Genomic DNA, 17,042 nt, shown 5'->3' with positions numbered 1-17,042 from the left:
AAAGCAAGGCAATATCTATAAAATTGAAAAACGCCGTCAGTAAGAAAGCGGCTTCCACGTACTAATTATTATTACACTTTTAGCATTCAAAATTTATGCGTTATGAAACTTATCAAAAGTAAGTTCCGGGCTTCCTATTGCCCAGAGCGCTCTTCGGGAGCCCGCACCCGTTAGGGGCGAGAAAGATAATACCTACAGTGGACAACCTAACAATCATGTCCGTAGATGATTCCATGTGTATGCGATGCAGCTAATACCTATCGCATATTTATACCTTATTGCTATACGCTAAAACTAGCTAAATGAGAAATGATCATTTAAGGGGAAAGCTATGCACCACAGCCACCCTTTTACTTTGTCTTTTACTATGCACCCGGCCTGGTTATTCGCAGCAGGTATCCAATACCGTGAAAGGTGTTGTACAAAGCACTTCCAATGAACGATTACCTGGTGTTTCCATTGTGGTCCGCAACACGAAAACCAATTTCACTTCCGGCACCATTACCGACACGGCAGGGCTGTTTACTTTCCGGCGCTTACCTGCCGGCGGTCCTTACAGCTTTACCTTTTCTATTATTGGTTATGAGCCGCAAACCTTATCCGGCTATACCATCCGGGAAGATGCAACCGTCACACTGGCCGTAAAACTGGAAGCCAACACCCGTAATATTGACCAGGTGGTGGTGGTGGGTTACGGTACACAGAAGCGGAAAGATTTAACCGGTTCAGTAGGTACCCTGAGCAATGTAGACATTGCTGAACAAAACACCATCCGTCCGGAGCAGGCGCTGGCAGGCAAACTGCCCGGTGTACAGGTGAAACCTTCTTCCGGTGAACCGGGCGCAGCTCCTCAAATCAGGATCAGGGGAGTAGGAAGTATCTCCGCCAGCGCTGAACCACTGTACGTGGTAGATGGATTTCCCGTTTCCAGTATACAGACCCTCAATCCCAGCGACATAGAAAGCATGGACGTATTGAAAGATGCTTCCGCTACCGCCATCTATGGTTCCAGAGGTTCTAATGGTGTGGTGATCATCAACACGAAAAGAGGTAAGGCAGGTAAACCTGTTTTCAATTTTAGCGCATCTTACGGTGTGCAAAAGGCGGCTAAAATCCCTAAATTCCAATCTGCCTTTGCACAGGCACAGGATTATTATGACGGTATCCGTAACCGTAATATCGATGAAGGAAACCCGGTAGACGGAGATCCGCTGCACTGGGTGCAGGCCGTACCAATCACCATCCTGGAAGTGCTGGCGGGAAAACCGCTGACACAGCCCGGCACTACCAACAACTTTAAAGATCATATTTATGAGGTATTGCAGGATGCCCCTACACAGCAGTATCAGTTGGGTGCTTCCGGTGGATCTGAAAATGTGAAGTATGCCATCAGCGGTGAATTTTTGGACCAGGATGGTATCGTTGTAAACACGAACTTCAAAAGATTTTCTGCCCGTGCCAATATCGATGCTAAACTATCGAAAAAACTGACCCTGAAGGTCAACATGAACCCTTCGTATATGCTCAAGAAAAATATCGGAGGAAGAATGGCTGACGAGGTAGCTGCTGATGGTGGCAGAGGTTCGGATATTATCTATAATGCCCTGCAGATTCCTGAATATTATAGCCTGTTGAACCCCGATGGTTCCTACTTCCCATTTGGGGATGGCCTGGATGCGGTAGTGTCTACACAGAACCCGCTGGCACTGGCAAGGGAAGTCCAGCGCAAACAACAGGCGGTAGGATTTTTGGGTAATATCGCTGCAGATTACGAAGTTATTAAGGACCTGCATCTGAATGTAATGGCAGGTACCAATATGACTGATATCCAGGGTATGTATTTTAAACCAAAGCTGCCGGCGTTTAACAATAATCCGGCAACAGGTACCTCCAACTCATCACAGCTGATTAACTGGTTAACAGAAATTACGGCAAACTATACGAAGGCCATCGGGAAACATAATTTGGCCGCACTGTTAGGATATACCACACAGAAGGAATCCCTGCACAGCAACTTCCTGACCAGTAATCGCTATCCGAATAACCTGATTCCTACCCTGAGCGCCGTGAGTGGTATCATCACGAACGGATCTGCCGATATCGACGACTGGTCACTGGTTTCTTACCTGGGAAGGATCAACTATAACTACGCAAACAAATATTACCTGACCACTTCAGTGAGAAGTGATGGTTCATCACGTTTTGGGTCAAACAACAAATACGGCATTTTTCCTTCCATAGCCCTGGCCTGGCGTTTAACGGAGGAATCTTTCATGAAACCGTTGAAATTTGTGTCTGACATGAAACTGAGACTGAGCTATGGTCAAACAGGTAACAATAACATCGGTAACTACGAGCAGTACGCTACGGTAGAATATGTAAAATATATTCTTGCCAATAACGCTGCCGGTGGCTATGCTCCGGGAAAACTGGCTAACCCTGACCTCACGTGGGAAAAACAGAAGTCTTTCAATGCAGGGCTGGATATCAAATTGTTCCGGTACCGGGTTGGGATTGCGATAGACCATTACCAATCTACCAACTACGACCTGTTGCTGGAGGTGAACGTACCAGGCATTACCGGCTTTACTACTGCTTTGCAGAATATAGGGGAAGTGAAAAATAAAGGCTGGGAGTTTGCAGTGAATACCGTCAATATAGATGGTCCGTTCAAATGGACGACTGACCTGAACCTGTCTACCAACCAGGGTGAGGTGAGGAAACTCGGTCCCCAGGGCGATCCTATCATTAACGGCGGTAACATTACGCAGATTGGTCAGCCGGTAGGAATGTTCTATGGCTGGATCGGGGATGGTATTTTCAGAAATAAGGCGGAACTGGATAAGGGCCCCATCTTCAACCCTGGCGCCCGTGATGCTTCAAGGGTAGGCGATGTACGGTTTAAAGACGTGAGTGGCCCCGATGGCAAACCTGACGGGGTGATCAACAGCTTCGATAAAGTGATTATTGGCTCTCCATATCCGGACTTCATTTTCGGTATGACCAACCGCTTCTCTTACAAAAACTTTAGCCTCAGCGTTAGCTTACAGGGCGTGGTGGGAAATAAGGTGCTGGACCTGCAAAGGGGACAGTCGGCCAATGCGAGGGCCCGTTTCAGACAGTATGCCTATATGAGCAATTACTGGAAATCAGAGCAGCAGCCGGGAGATGGTACCGTTGCCCGTCCGAATGATACGCCTACCGGCAACTGGCGCGGGGAATACAGCACCCTCTGGCTGGATAATGCGACGTACCTGCGTATCAATAATATTAACCTGGGTTATACCTTGCCGAATCGTCTGCTGGCAGGTGCGGGTATACATTCTGCCCGGGTGTACACTACGCTTACCAACCCTTTCATATTTACCAACTATGTAGGCTTTAATCCGGATGTGAGCAGAAATGCCGACCCGCTGAGTCCCGGTGTTTCAAACTACGACTTCCCAACTGCGAAAAGCATTGTGTTTGGTTTAAACATCGCATTTTAATATTTATTCATGTTGAAAAGTTAATATCATGAAAAAGCGTTTAGGTTTTCTCAGCTTGATCGTTTTATGCCTGGCAACAGCCTGTAAGAAATCGTTCATAGAGCTTGCTCCTCCCTCCACAGCTGGAGTTGATAACTTGTACCAGACCGATGAGGATTTTAAACAGGCAGAACTGGGCATTTACGACACGTATCAGACACAGTATAAAGACATGTGGCTCTATGGCGACATGCGCGGAGATGACTCCTGGGATGAACTGGTGAAAAGTACACCCGCTGCCATGGACCTGTTCACCATCAATAATGACAATCCGGTAATTAAATCTACCTGGCTGAACTATTACGAAATCGTGAGCCGGACCAATCTGCTTTTGTCCAGAATAGAGCTGGTGGACAAGAATACGGTGCCTAACAAAGATGTGTATGTGGCAGAAGCCAAATTCCTCCGCGCACTGGCTTATTTCGACCTGGTAAGGATTTATGGCGATGTGCCCTTGGTAACCAGGCCTATCACTATTGACGAAGCGTATAAGACCGGCAGGGAAAAAGTAGCGACCATTTACAGCGAAGTGATCGTCAAAGATCTGCAGGCTGCTGCTGCCGGACTGCCCGCAAAATTTGCCGGCGCGGATGTAGGCCGCGCCACACAAGGTGCCGCCAAAGCATTGCTGGGAAAAGTATACCTTACGTTGAAAGACTTCCCCAGTGCAGAAACGGTGCTGAAGGAGGTCACCACTATGGGATATGCACTGCTGCCGAATTATAAAGACCTGTTCGACTATACGAAAGATGAACACCACAGCGAGTACATTTTTGATATTGAATACGAGCAGGGACTGAGTGACGAAGGGTCTCCCTTTACCACTAACTTCTGCCCCAAAAATCCTGATCTGTCTTCGTTTTATGGGGTGACAGGTGGTCAAAACGGTGCCAACAACGCCCCCCGCTCTTTGTTTGCCATTTTTCCTGCCGGTGATCTCCGTAAGGATATCACGGCTGCAGATGGCTTCGTAGACAATAACGGGGTGTATCATCACCTGGTTCCTACGTCAAACGACGTACAGACTTTTACCGCGAAATATATGACTCCGCTCATTGCCACGAACGACAGCCGGGCTAACTGGAAAGTAATCCGTTATGCCGATGTACTGCTGATGCTGGCAGAAGCCCTGAATGAAAACGGAAAGCCGGGTGAAGCATTACCTTATCTCAATAAGGTGCACAAACGTGCTGGCCTGGCAGACTATGGCGCAATGGCGCAGGCTGCGATGCGTGATACCATCTACCTGGAACGCAGGCTGGAACTGTCTTTTGAAGGTCAACGCTGGTTTGACCTGGTAAGAACAGGCCGCGCACTGGAAACAATGGCTTCTCATGGAATGAAGGATTACATGACAATTTTCCCGATCCCGCTTTCCCAGATCCAGTTAATCAATGACCCCGCAATTTTTCCGCAAAATCCCGGATATGATTGACAACTTACGTATAGATTGGTTCAACGTTTTTCTTCAAAATATATAATTCCATGAAACAGAAATCGCTCTCTTATCTCGCGCTTATTCTTCTGCTCCTGCTCCAGGTGGCCGCTAAGGCACAGAATGCTGTCAAACCAACAATGGCCGCCGGCATCGCAGGAAAAGATTACGATCATCGCTACTTATATGTAGCCACCCCGGGCATTCGTGATTATCTGGGGTATGGGGGACATGGTATCCTCGTATTCGATATGGATAACAACCACAAATTTGTAAAACGGATCAAGACAAACGGACTGCATGCGGACGGTACCCCTTCCAATGTAAAAGGTATCGCAGTGAGCATTCCTTTGAACAGCGTATTTGTGAGCACTCTCGAAGGACTGCAACGGATCGACCTGACCACGGAGAAGGTTGTATGGGAAGTTCCGTATAAAGGGGGCTGCGACCGCATGTCTATCTCACCAGATGGCAAAACCATGTACCTGCCTTCCCTGGAAAAGGATTTCTGGAATATAGTACAGTGCGACGATGGTAAGATCATAGGTCGTATTACTGTGGAAAGAAGGGCCCACAACACTATCTACGGCGCCAGCGGTAACCATGTATATATGGCCGATATCGCCAGCCCCTGGCTGTGGGTGGCTGATGCCAAAACACATAAGATATCCGGCAAAATAGGCCCCTTCTATGACAATGTACGCCCCTTTACCATCAATGGTAAGGAATCCCTGGCTTTCGTTAACTGCGACAGCCTGCTGGGTTTTGAAGTAGGCGACCTGAAAACAGGAAAGAAATTAGCCAGCATCACAGTAGAAGGATGGGAAAAAGGCAACGTAAGAAGACACGGTAATCCAAGCCACGGCATCGGTTTAACACCAGATGAAAAGGAAGTGTGGGTAAGCGATGGACATAACATGCGCATGCATATTTTCAGTGCGCAGCCTCCTTACCAGCAGCTCAGTACCATACCCTTGCGTGATATGCCAGGATGGGTCACCTTCAGTATTGACGGGCAGTATGCGTATCCTTCCAGCGGGGAAGTGATTGAGGTGAAAACAAGGAAGATTGTGACTGCCCTGGAAGATGAATTTCATAATGCCGTGGCCAGCGAGAAAATGGTGGAGATTGAGTTCAAAGGCGGTAAAGCGGTAACGGCAGGCGACCAGTTTGGTATTGGTAGAGTATTTTAATCATTAAATGAACCGGCATATGAAAAGAAGATGGAATCAACACAAGATGACCCTGTTAATCCTTTTGTGCGCTTTATGCTTGTCACCTGCAATATTGGCCCAGGATAATGCTACCCTGCAATGGTTTAATGGTAAAAAATGGTTGCAGGGACTGGCCCTGCAACCAGATCCGTCGATCGATAAGGTTGCTTTTAAAAAACTGTATGATGCACATCCGGACCGGTGGAATAAAGCTTTTGCGTATCTGAAAAACACAGACCTGGCTTCTTTAAAACCTGGTAAGCATTTGATTATGGGAGAAGATGTGTTTGCCACTGTTACCGAAGGTCCGCTCAGAAGCGAAGCCTCGGCTAAATGGGAGAATCATCATGCGTACAGCGACATTCATCATATGATTACCGGCAAGGAAAATATGGGCCTTGGCCCTGTTGCCGGCGCTGCCGTGGTAACGCCTTACGATGCCCAAAAGGACATCGGCTTCTATAAAGTGAATGGAAAATTCTATGAGGTGAATACCGGCAATTTCCTGCTGGCACTTCCTTCACAAGGGCATATGCCCGGCATTGAAGTGAATGGCGATAAAGGACCCGTGAAAAAAATCGTGATTAAGATCAGGAATTAATAAACGTTACACTACCACATGACCAGGAAAATTGTTTTTCTCGATGTGAAAACTGTTGGTAATGTTCCAAACCTTGATTTACTGGGGCAATTTGGTTTGCCGGAATACTACCAGACCACTACTCCCGGCGAGGTGAACGAACGCGTGAAAGATGCGCATATTGTCATTACCAACAAAGTGGTATTAAACAAGGTTGCGATAGAACAGGCCAGCCAGCTGGAACTGATATGCGTGGCCGCTACCGGCACAAACAATGTAGATAAAGTAACGGCGGCACGGCTGGGCATCCCGGTCATGAATGTGGCTAACTATTCCTCTAATGGCGTAGCCCAGGGAACCTTTGCCCTGTTACTGCACCTCACTAACCAGGTGGCCTATTTTGACCATTATGTGAAAAGCGGGGAATATGCTAAAAGCGACATTTTTACCAACCTGGATCGTACCTGCCGGGAGCTGTCCGGAAAAAGATTTGGCATTATCGGGCTGGGAAGCATCGGTCGTAAGGTGGCGAAGCTGGCCCTGGCCTTCGGTGCTGAAGTGGTGTACTACTCGGCCTCCGGACAAACATACCAGGATCCGTATCAGCGCCTGGAGCTGGACGAATTTTTAGGTAGCTGTGATGTAGTATCTATTCATGCACCGCTCAACGAACAAACGGCCAACCTGATTACACTGGACCGGCTGAAAAGGATGAAACCCTCGGCCATCCTGATCAACGCAGGCAGGGGGGGCATTGTGAAAGAGGCGGACCTGGCGCAGGCCCTGGACCAGGACCTGATTGCCGGCGCAGCGATCGACGTATTTGAAAAGGAACCTGTTTCTACCGATAACCCGCTGTTAAAAGTGAAACAACCTGGAAAGCTGGTCATGACGCCACATTCCATCTGGGCCAGTATAGAAGCACGTACCCTGCTGATTGAAAAAGTAGCGGCGAATATACAGGCGTTTGTGAATGAGAAAAGGACGTAGTGGCATAACAGTAGGTAGTAATGTGTTTTACAGCGACAATGGAAAAGGAGCGAATACCCGCTCTGTTATATCAAATCACCGAACAATTTAATTGTATATATGAAGATTAGAGCCGCAGTTTTACATGCAATGGGCAAAGAGCGCCCTTATCATAAAAGTAATCCCCTGCAGATTGAAGAAGTGGAGCTGAAAAAACCCGGCGCAGGAGAGGTGTTGGTGAGAATCAGGGCCGCAGGGCTTTGCCATTCCGATCTGTCGGTAATTGATGGCAACCGTCCCCGCCAGGTGCCTATGGTACTGGGCCATGAGGCAGCCGGAGAGGTAGTGGAGCTGGGGGCCGGTGTGAAAGGACTGTCGGCAGGTGATCATGTGGTGTTTTCCTTTGTGCCCATGTGCGGCTATTGTAAACATTGTATGACGGCCAGACCGGCACTGTGCGAGAATGGAGTGGCGGCCAACAACGAAGGTAAGTTGCTGGGAGGAGGGAGCCGGCTGGAAGATAAAAATCAACAGCCCATCTATCACCATATGGGCGTGTCTGGTTTTGCCGAATATGCCGTGGTATCCTGGCAATCTATCGTTGCTATTGATAAAGCCCTGCCCTTTGAAACTGCGGCTGTATTTGGCTGTGCGGTGATGACGGGAGTGGGTGCCGTGATTAACACTGCTAAAATCCGTTTGGGCGAAACCGTCCTGATCACCGGCCTGGGTGGGGTGGGTTTCTCGGCCTTGCTGGGCGCCATTGCTGCTGGCGCCGGCAAAGTGATAGTGGCAGACGTAAATGAGGATAAGCTCCGCAAAGCCGTGGAGTTGGGCGCCCATGCGGCCATAAATACCAGCAGGGACAACGCCGTGGAACAGGTGCGCGACCTTACCGGCGGCGGCGTAGATGCAGGCTTTGAATTTGCCGGCGTAGTGTCTGCCCTGGAGTTTACTTACGAAGCAACAGGCAGGGGAGGTAGAACGGTAACGGCGGGCCTGCCGCATCCCGGCAAGATGATGCAACTATCTCCTACAAAACTGGTGGCCGAGGAAAGAATATTGCAGGGGTCCTATATTGGCAGCTGTGTACCCTCCAGGGATATCCCTGCTTATATCTCCCTGTTTCAGTCCGGCAGGTTGCCGGTAGATAAGCTGGTTACCCACCGGCTGCCGCTGGAGGAAATCAATACAGGATTTGAACGCCTGGCCAATGGTGAAGCCATCCGTCAGATACTCACCTTCTAAAGTACCGCAGTGCGGTCAGATGAACATCCGGCGCGCACAGACGAACCTGATTTTTCACATACAATCTTACGAACGTGAAAACAACTGCTATCGATATACAGAATAGCTTGCTGAGAACAAAAGCCTATGTGAATGGACAATGGGTGGATGCAGCAGGAGGGAAAACATTTGCCGTCATCAACCCCGCCACGGGAGAAGTAGTGGCCAATGTGCCGGACATGAACCGGGAAGAAGTGCGCGCGGCAATTGACAAAGCACATGACAGCTGGCCGTCTTACCGGGATAAAACAGCAGGAGAGAGAGCGGACTTGCTGCGCAAATGGTTTAACCTGATCATCGAATATAAAGAAGAATTGGCTACGCTGATGACCCTGGAATGTGGTAAGGTGCGTAGCGAAAGCCTGGGAGAAGTGGTATATGGCGCTTCCTTCGTGGAGTGGTTTGCAGAAGAAGCGAAACGTACCTACGGGGATGTGATTCCTTCTAATGCGAAAGACCGCCGCTTTGTTGTGATCAAACAATCTATCGGTGTAGTGGCAGCATTAACACCCTGGAATTTCCCATTGGCCATGATTACCCGTAAAGTGGCGCCTGCACTGGCCGCCGGCAGTCCTGTACTTGTGAAACCACCTGCCGAGTCACCGCTGACTGCACTGGCACTCACCTACCTGGCAGAAAAAGCAGGATTCCCGGCAGGGGTGCTGAACACCATCACCACCAGGAATAATAGTGAGATAGGAAAGGAGTTTTGTGAGAACAAAAAGGTGCGCAAACTCTCCTTTACCGGCTCTACAGGAGTAGGGAAAATACTGATGCAGCAGGGTGCTGCCACGTTGAAGAAACTGTCGCTCGAATTGGGAGGCAACGCTCCCTTCATCGTGTTCGACGATGCGGAGGTGGAAGCTGCCGTGAAAGGGGCGATGGCCTCCAAGTTCAGGAATAGTGGGCAAACTTGTGTATGTGTGAACCGCCTCTATGTACAGGATGGAATATATAATGAATTTGTGGAGAAATTTTCCCGCGCAGTGGCCGCGCTGAAGGTGGGCAACGGCATGGAAGAAGGCGCTGATATTGGTCCGCTGATCAATAAAAAAGGGCTTGATAAGGTACAGCTGCATGTAGATGATGCGTTAGCCAAAGGCGCCAGGGTGGAACAGGGAGGAAAGCCCATGGAAGGGTTGTTCTATCAGCCTACCGTATTGTCGGATGTCAATGCCAGCATGCTGATTACGCAGGATGAAGTATTTGGCCCGGTAGCACCGGTGATCCGTTTTAAAACGGAAGAAGAAGTAATTGCCATGGCTAATGAAAGCGACTATGGACTGGCTTCCTATTTCTATAGCCGCGATATTGCCCGCTGCTGGCGGGTAGCGGAAGCCCTGGAAGCAGGGATGGTAGGCATCAATGAAGGGATGATTTCCACCGCAATTGCACCTTTTGGTGGCGTAAAAGAATCGGGTATCGGCAGGGAAGGTTCTAAGTATGGTATGGATTATTTTATGGAGATAAAATATCTCTGTTTCGGTAATATCAAATAAGCAGGTTAGCAAATTCTTTTCCACGTAATCTGAAAACCAATGAATGAAAAACGCAGTGTGTTAAAACAACTATTGCAAGTCCCCGTTATTGTAGCCGCCTTAGGTTATTTTGTTGATATCTACGACTTGTTACTATTCAGTATTGTCCGGGTAGACAGCTTACAGTCGCTTGGCGTTGCAGAAGCAGACCAACTGCGCGACGGGGTATTCCTGATCAACGCGCAGATGGCTGGCCTGCTGCTGGGCGGGATACTTTGGGGTATCCTGGGCGATAAGCGCGGTCGTATATCAGTATTGTTCGGGTCTATCCTTATCTACTCTCTCGCTAATATTACCAATGGGTTTGTAACCAATGTTACGCAGTACGCTATACTGCGTTTCATCGCAGGCGTGGGCCTGGCTGGTGAACTAGGCGTAGGAATTACCCTGGTGGCGGAGATATTGCCCAAAGAGATCAGGGGATATGGTACTTCGCTGGTGGCAGGAACAGGTATGCTTGGCGCCGTAGTGGCCTATTTTGTGGCTGATCTGTTTAGCTGGCAGGTAACCTTCTTTATAGGTGGCGGACTCGGATTATTGTTGTTGCTGATGCGGGTAAAAGTATTTGAGTCGGGCGTGTTTAATGAAGTCAAAGAGAAGAAGGTATCCAGGGGAGATTTCCTGCAGCTATTTTCCTCCGGCCCCCAGTTTTTCAAATACCTGCGCTGCATCCTGATTGGTGTACCCGTATGGCTGGTGGCTGGAATACTGATGACTTTCTCTCCCGAAATAGGAAAGGCCCTGCATTTAGATACCCCTATCGATGCCGGTAAAGCAGTGATGTGGGAGTATGTAGGACTGGTAGTGGGAGATATTTCCAGCGGGATGCTCAGCCAGTTTTTCAGGAGCCGCAAAAAAGTAGTGCGTTTGTATGTACTCACCGGCGCTGCACTGGTGGCGGTATACCTCTTTGTTCCCCTGTATTCCGCCACATTGTTTTACGGGGTATGCGTACTGTTGGGGATAACTGCTGGCTACTGGGCATTGTTTGTGACCATTGCCGCTGAGCAGTTTGGTACCAACCTGCGGGCCACCGTAGCCACTACAGTGCCCAACTTTGTGAGGGGCAGCATCCTGATCATGACACCGCTGTTCCTGCTGTTTAAAGCACAATACGGTATTATCATAGGTACAGCCCTGTTGTCAGTGCTCGCCATAGGGGTATCTCTGCTGGGGCTCGTGGGTATGGAAGAAACATTTGGGAAAGACCTGAATTTTTTAGAGAAGGGCAGCGCCAAAGCAGCTGATGTACTGGCTGAAGACACTGATAATGGCGTAATACACCATCTTAAAAAGAAAACTATATGAAAAAGAAAATATTGGTTATTCCGGGTGATGGCATTGGCCAGGAAGTAACGTCCTGTGCAAAAGCAGTATTGGAACAAATTGCTGCCGAAAAAGGATACACGTTCACATTTGATGAAGCACTGATGGGCCATGCTGCTATAGAAGCTACCGGCGATCCGCTGCCGGCCGCAACGCTCGATAAGGCAAAGGCAAGTGATGCCATATTGTTTGGCGCCGTAGGGCATGCTAAGTACGACAACGATCCTACGCTGAAGGTGCGGCCGGAAAATGGTCTGCTGGCGATCCGTAAAGGGCTGGGTCTTTACGCCAACCTGCGCCCCATCGTGCTCTTTGAAGAGTTGCTGGATGCCTCCAGTATTAAGGCAGACGTGTTAAAGGGGACAGACATCCTCTTCTTCCGGGAGCTGACAGGAGATGCCTACTTCGGTGAAAAGATACGGACAGCTGACTACTCTTCCGACCTGATGATCTATCATCGCTTTGAAGTGGAGCGTATTGCCGTCAAAGCATTTGAAGCGGCCCGCTCCCGCCGTAAAAAGCTCTGTTCCGTAGATAAGGCCAACGTGCTGGAAAGTTCCCGGTTGTGGAGGAACGTGGTACAGGAAGTGGCGGCACATTATCCCGATGTGGAAACAACTCATCTCTTTGCAGATACGGCGGCCATGCAGCTGATTAAAAATCCGCGTCAGTTTGATGTGATCCTTACCACCAATATTTTCGGTGACCTGCTGACCGACGAAGCCTCCCAGATTGCCGGTTCTATGGGCATGCTGGCTTCCGCCTCCGTAGGCGATGGCGCGGGCTTCTATGAGCCCGTACATGGATCGGCCTATGATATTGCCGGGCAGAATAAGGCAAATCCCCTGGCTGCCATTCTCTCTGCTGCCCTGATGCTGGATATCAGCTTCGGCATGAAAGCAGAAGCTAACCACATATTGCAGGCGGTGAAACAGGTGCTGAAAGACGGCTGGCGTACTGGCGACATCGCCAGTGCCGCCACCGATAAAAGCAGGATACTGGGAACGAAAGAGATGGGAGAGCAGGTGCTGCAGATGATCCGCGCAAGCGCGGTGAGCAAACAGGAACAGCTGCAAAACTGAGGCATCATATCCCCGCAAGGCGGGTAGTAGGGTGCGTTGCCTTGATCCGGACATACCGGGTACTCCTCGTTATAAAGACCAATAAAACAGACGTTCATGAACTGGCAACAAATTGTAGATCCATTTGATAACATCGCATTATCTGCCCTGGCGGCAGCTATCCCTATCGTCTTTATATTCTGGGCGCTTGCCATTAAAAGGATGAAGGGACATAAGGCCAGCCTGATGGCATTACTGATTGCTATTGTAGTGGTAACGGCGATGTATCGTATGCCGCTTCAACTGTCGCTGTTATCGGCGCTTTATGGGGCACTGTATGGGATATTCCCCATCTGCTGGATCATCCTGGGGGCCGTGTATCTGTTTAACCTGACAGTGAAAAGCGGACAGTTTGAGATCATCAAAGATTTCATGATGTCTATCACCCCGGACCGACGCTTACAAGCCATCCTCATTGCTTTTTCTTTCGGAGCGTTCCTGGAGGGAGCCTCTGGTTTCGGCGCACCCATTGCCATCAGCACGGCCGTGCTGGTAGGTTTTGGCTTCAATCCCCTGTATGCGGCCGGCTTGTGCCTGATTGCCAATACGGCGCCGGTTGCCTTTGGCGCCATTGGTACGCCTATCATCACGGCAGCAAAAATTGCAGACCTGCCGGAAATGGCCATCTCCCAGTTGGTGGGCAGAACATTGCCCTTTCTCTCGGTAGTGGTACCCTTCTACCTGGTGGTGATGATGGCCGGGTTCCGGAAGTCGCTCGAAGTGCTGCCTGCCATCCTGGTATCAGGTATTACGTTTGCTTTCTTTCAATGGTATACTTCTAATCACCTGGGGCCTATGCTGCCCGACGTTATCGCAGGTCTGGCTTCCATCATTTCGCTGATAATGCTGCTGAAATACTGGAAGCCCAAAAACATCTGGCGCTTCCGGGAGGAATCAAAGGAGCCGGGAACTGCTGCTGTAATACGCTATCCGCCGGCAAAAATATGCCGGGCCTGGTCGCCATTTTTTGTGATGACTATCATCGTTGTAGCCTGGGGTATTGCACCGGTAAAAGCAGCGCTGAACGCTATGGGAAGGATAGAATTTTACATCCCTGGTTTGCAAAACGCCATTTTGGAACCTACAGGATCACCACTGGCGGTGGAACCTTTTGAGTTCAACTTCCTGTCGGCGCCGGGAACGGGGCTGCTCGTAGCAGCCCTGGTTTCTCTGCCGTTAATGGGACTGCGTTTCAAAGAAGCAGTAACCGTATTTTTCCAGACACTTAACCAGTTAAAATTCCCTTTTATCACCATTGCATTGGTAATGGGCTTCGCCTTTGTGGCAAGGAATGCCGGTATGTCTATGACAATTGCTATGGCGTTGGCCAGCACGGGACGGATGTTCCCTTTCTTCTCTCCCATGCTGGGATGGTTAGGCGTATTCCTGACAGGTTCAGATACCTCCTCGAATGCGTTGTTCTGTAAGTTACAGTACAACTCTGCACAGGCCACCGGGGTAGATCCGCTGGTAACCGTGAGCGCCAATGCATCGGGAGGGGTTACGGGTAAGATGATTTCTCCACAGTCTATCGCCATTGGCGCAGCCTCCGCAGGTTTGACAGGCCAGGAATCGAACCTCTTCCGGTTTACAGTCAAACATAGCTTTGTTATGCTGATGGTGATATGTGTGATAACCATGTTACAAGCCTATTGGATAAAGTGGATGGTACCTGAATATAAGCTGGTGACGGAGATGGCGGCAACAGCTACAAAGGATCTCTCCACTGGCTTTATGTACCTGCTGGCAGTAGCCCTGCTGCTGGCATTGCTGTCGGCCGCCATTCTGCTGCTGAACCGCTCACGCAAAAAATATTATTCTCAACCATAAACGTATTTATCATTTTTTTATGGAACACCGTCTTTTTGAAATACGTGGAAATTTGCAGGAACGCTATAGCGATGTTTATAGTCCTGCGGCATTGAATGCTATTACAGCCCTGGTTCCCTTTAACAGGGAGATTAAGCAGATATTGGCAGAACGGTTGGCGCGCCGGGCCAAACGCATCCGGGAAAAAATGCCGATTAGCTTCCTGCATGCCGATAGCGTGATACCCGGTACAAATATTACCGTACAAGATGCGCGTGATGGTAAATTTGAAGGTGCTGCCATTCCTGCTGACCTGCAAAGACAATGGATTCAGGGTACGGGTCCGGCAGCCAAACCCAATGCTCCGTTGGAAAGCAGCTTGCGGAATGTGGCCTATGCGCTGTTATCTGGTGCTGATGGCTGGATGTTTGATGGCGAGGACGCTTTGGGACAGGTAGGCACCATGTCACTGGATAACCAGCGCAACCTGAAGATGGCTATCGCAAAGGATCCGGTTTTCCTGGAGGTAGCCGAAAAGGTAGCCGCCGAAATGAATCAGTGGGCTACAGGTTTTCTGGGCCGCAATACGATCGGCAACTGGAAAGAACAACTCAACTTTACCACCAAAATATTCCGTGCCCGCGGGTTGCATCTGGACGATCGTCATATCCGGGAAACAGACGGCACCAGCATGGCTGCATCTATTGTGGACATGGCCCTGTATGTGGCCAACAATGCCGCCGTCCTGCAGGCGGCAGGCGCTTCCATCGTGTTGTACCTGCCCAAAATTCAGACTGCCGGCGAAGCGGCTTTATGGCATAAAATGATCAGCGCGCTGGAAGTCGCCCTGGGACTGGCAGCAGGCACGGTGAAAGTGTATGTGCTGGTGGAACAGCTGGAGGCTACTTACCAATTGATGGAGATACGTGCCGCATTAGGAAAACATTTTGTTGGCTTTAACACCGGCCGCTGGGATTATATCAATGCCGTATCCGATGCCATGTTGTGGAAAGAAGATTTCATCAATCCCAATATTGAGTCTATCACCATGACCTACGGCTATATGCGTAATTACGAAGATCGTGTACGTCGTGCCGTGAATACCGCAGACCAGCACGGCCAGTTCGCGCTTTGGCAGGGAGGGATGGAACCTAATATCCCTGTAGGCTCCAAAGAAGGCGTTGCTGCCAGCATGGAAAAAGCGCTGGCAGGAGCGGAGAGAGAACAGCGGGAAGGCGCCAGCGGTAAATGGGTCGCTCACTGGAAAATGGTGCATATTATACGGCCCGTATGGGAAAAGGCTGGTCAGCCTAATCAGCTGGGCCGTAAATTCCCGGCGCTCACCTATACGCCGGAAGATGCTGCGGGATTGATACTGCTGGAACCAGCCCCCAGAACAATACGTGGCGCCAGGAACCTGCTGAGTGTAGCCATTCAGTATGGTAACGCCTTTGGTCAGGGCATGCAGGCAGCTGCCCTTAAAGCAGCTGACTTTTTCGGAAACGAAGATGTGCTGTACCTGATGGAAGATATGGCCACCGGCGAAATCCGCCTGAGCATACTCTGGGAATGGCTGCATAAAAAAGCGATGCTGACAGAAGATGACGCCAGCAGCGACACTAAAAAAGGCGATGTGTTCACCGCTACACTGTTTAGGAAATTACTGGAACAGGAATATGATAAATTGCTGAAAGCAGGAAACCGCGATGTTTTCGACTCCTCTAAAACAACCACCCTGCCTATCTCCCGGGAGATCGCAGATGTGTACGTGCTGAGTGGCTTCAAGGCTCCCTGGTTTATTGACCTGCTGAACATCAATATTGACAATAATGATCTGGCCCTGGCTAAAGATAGGATTGCCCTGTATATGAATACCTTCGAAAAAAAGGGTGACCGGATTACGGAAAACGTAGATTTTGAGAAAGCCTGACCGGCCATAGAAAAACGGAATTGACCAAAAATAAAGAAAGGTTGTAAACCATCGGCTTACAACCTTTCTTCGTGCACCGGAGTGTACTTTTCTCGAACCACTTTTTAACTGATTTAGAACGGCTTGCAAGCATTTTGGTTTAAAAAACCAATGCTTGCAAGCCGTTTTCCTATTGTACATAATTATTGTGAACCAGAAAACGTGTATATGAAAAATTTAATGTGTGCAGAGGCAAAGCAAATTGATCTTGTAGATTATTTGGCCTCATTGGGCCACCAACCCCAAAAGGTAAGAAACCAGGATTAT

At 49.4% G+C, this 17,042-nt stretch carries 12 protein-coding genes; all 12 read left to right on the top strand.

Annotated features, from left to right (window positions below; all coding sequences use genetic code 11):
* Window positions 1-302: 302 nt before the first annotated feature.
* The gene (locus VN105_RS02590) at window positions 303-3,488 is read left to right on the top strand and encodes a TonB-dependent receptor (RefSeq protein ID WP_325637627.1); all 3,186 of its coding nucleotides are present in this window, start codon (window positions 303-305) and stop codon (window positions 3,486-3,488) included.
* A 28-nt stretch (window positions 3,489-3,516) separates the two neighbouring features.
* On the top strand, window positions 3,517-4,962 hold the full coding sequence (locus VN105_RS02585) for a RagB/SusD family nutrient uptake outer membrane protein (RefSeq protein WP_325637625.1): 1,446 nt from the start codon (window positions 3,517-3,519) through the stop codon (window positions 4,960-4,962).
* A 50-nt stretch (window positions 4,963-5,012) separates the two neighbouring features.
* Entirely contained in the window at window positions 5,013-6,155 is a 1,143-nt protein-coding gene (locus VN105_RS02580; RefSeq protein ID WP_325637624.1) for a hypothetical protein, read from the top strand.
* 19 nt (window positions 6,156-6,174) lie between these two features.
* Window positions 6,175-6,777, top strand: a complete 603-nt coding sequence (locus VN105_RS02575; RefSeq protein WP_325637623.1) for a YhcH/YjgK/YiaL family protein — start codon at window positions 6,175-6,177, stop codon at window positions 6,775-6,777.
* 18 nt (window positions 6,778-6,795) lie between these two features.
* Complete coding sequence (locus tag VN105_RS02570) at window positions 6,796-7,746, top strand: D-2-hydroxyacid dehydrogenase (protein ID WP_325637621.1); 951 nt, start codon at window positions 6,796-6,798, stop codon at window positions 7,744-7,746.
* Between the two features lie 99 nt (window positions 7,747-7,845).
* A complete protein-coding gene (locus VN105_RS02565) occupies window positions 7,846-8,973 on the top strand; it encodes a zinc-dependent alcohol dehydrogenase family protein (RefSeq protein WP_325637619.1) in 1,128 nt (375 codons plus the stop codon).
* Between the two features lie 74 nt (window positions 8,974-9,047).
* Window positions 9,048-10,511, top strand: a complete 1,464-nt coding sequence (locus tag VN105_RS02560; protein WP_325637617.1) for an NAD-dependent succinate-semialdehyde dehydrogenase — start codon at window positions 9,048-9,050, stop codon at window positions 10,509-10,511.
* Between the two features lie 39 nt (window positions 10,512-10,550).
* On the top strand, window positions 10,551-11,858 hold the full coding sequence (locus VN105_RS02555) for an MFS transporter (protein ID WP_325637615.1): 1,308 nt from the start codon (window positions 10,551-10,553) through the stop codon (window positions 11,856-11,858).
* Window positions 11,855-12,958: a 3-isopropylmalate dehydrogenase gene (gene leuB / locus VN105_RS02550; protein ID WP_325637613.1), complete on the top strand. Its 1,104-nt coding sequence runs from the start codon at window positions 11,855-11,857 to the stop codon at window positions 12,956-12,958. The genes VN105_RS02555 and leuB overlap by 4 nt, the downstream gene beginning before the upstream one ends.
* A 96-nt stretch (window positions 12,959-13,054) precedes the next feature.
* Window positions 13,055-14,827: a lactate permease LctP family transporter gene (locus VN105_RS02545; protein WP_325637611.1), complete on the top strand. Its 1,773-nt coding sequence runs from the start codon at window positions 13,055-13,057 to the stop codon at window positions 14,825-14,827.
* Window positions 14,828-14,846: 19 nt separating this feature from the next.
* Window positions 14,847-16,736 carry a malate synthase gene (locus tag VN105_RS02540; RefSeq protein ID WP_325637609.1) on the top strand — a complete coding sequence of 630 codons (1,890 nt, stop codon included), beginning with the start codon at window positions 14,847-14,849 and terminating at the stop codon, window positions 16,734-16,736.
* A 123-nt stretch (window positions 16,737-16,859) separates the two neighbouring features.
* A partial coding sequence (locus VN105_RS02535; RefSeq protein WP_325637607.1) for a hypothetical protein occupies window positions 16,860-17,042 on the top strand: 183 nt, incomplete at its 3' end.

Source organism: Chitinophaga sp., assembly GCF_035564935.1.
Lineage (GTDB): Bacteria > Bacteroidota > Bacteroidia > Chitinophagales > Chitinophagaceae > Chitinophaga.
This window is presented reverse-complemented; position numbering and strand designations above follow the sequence as displayed.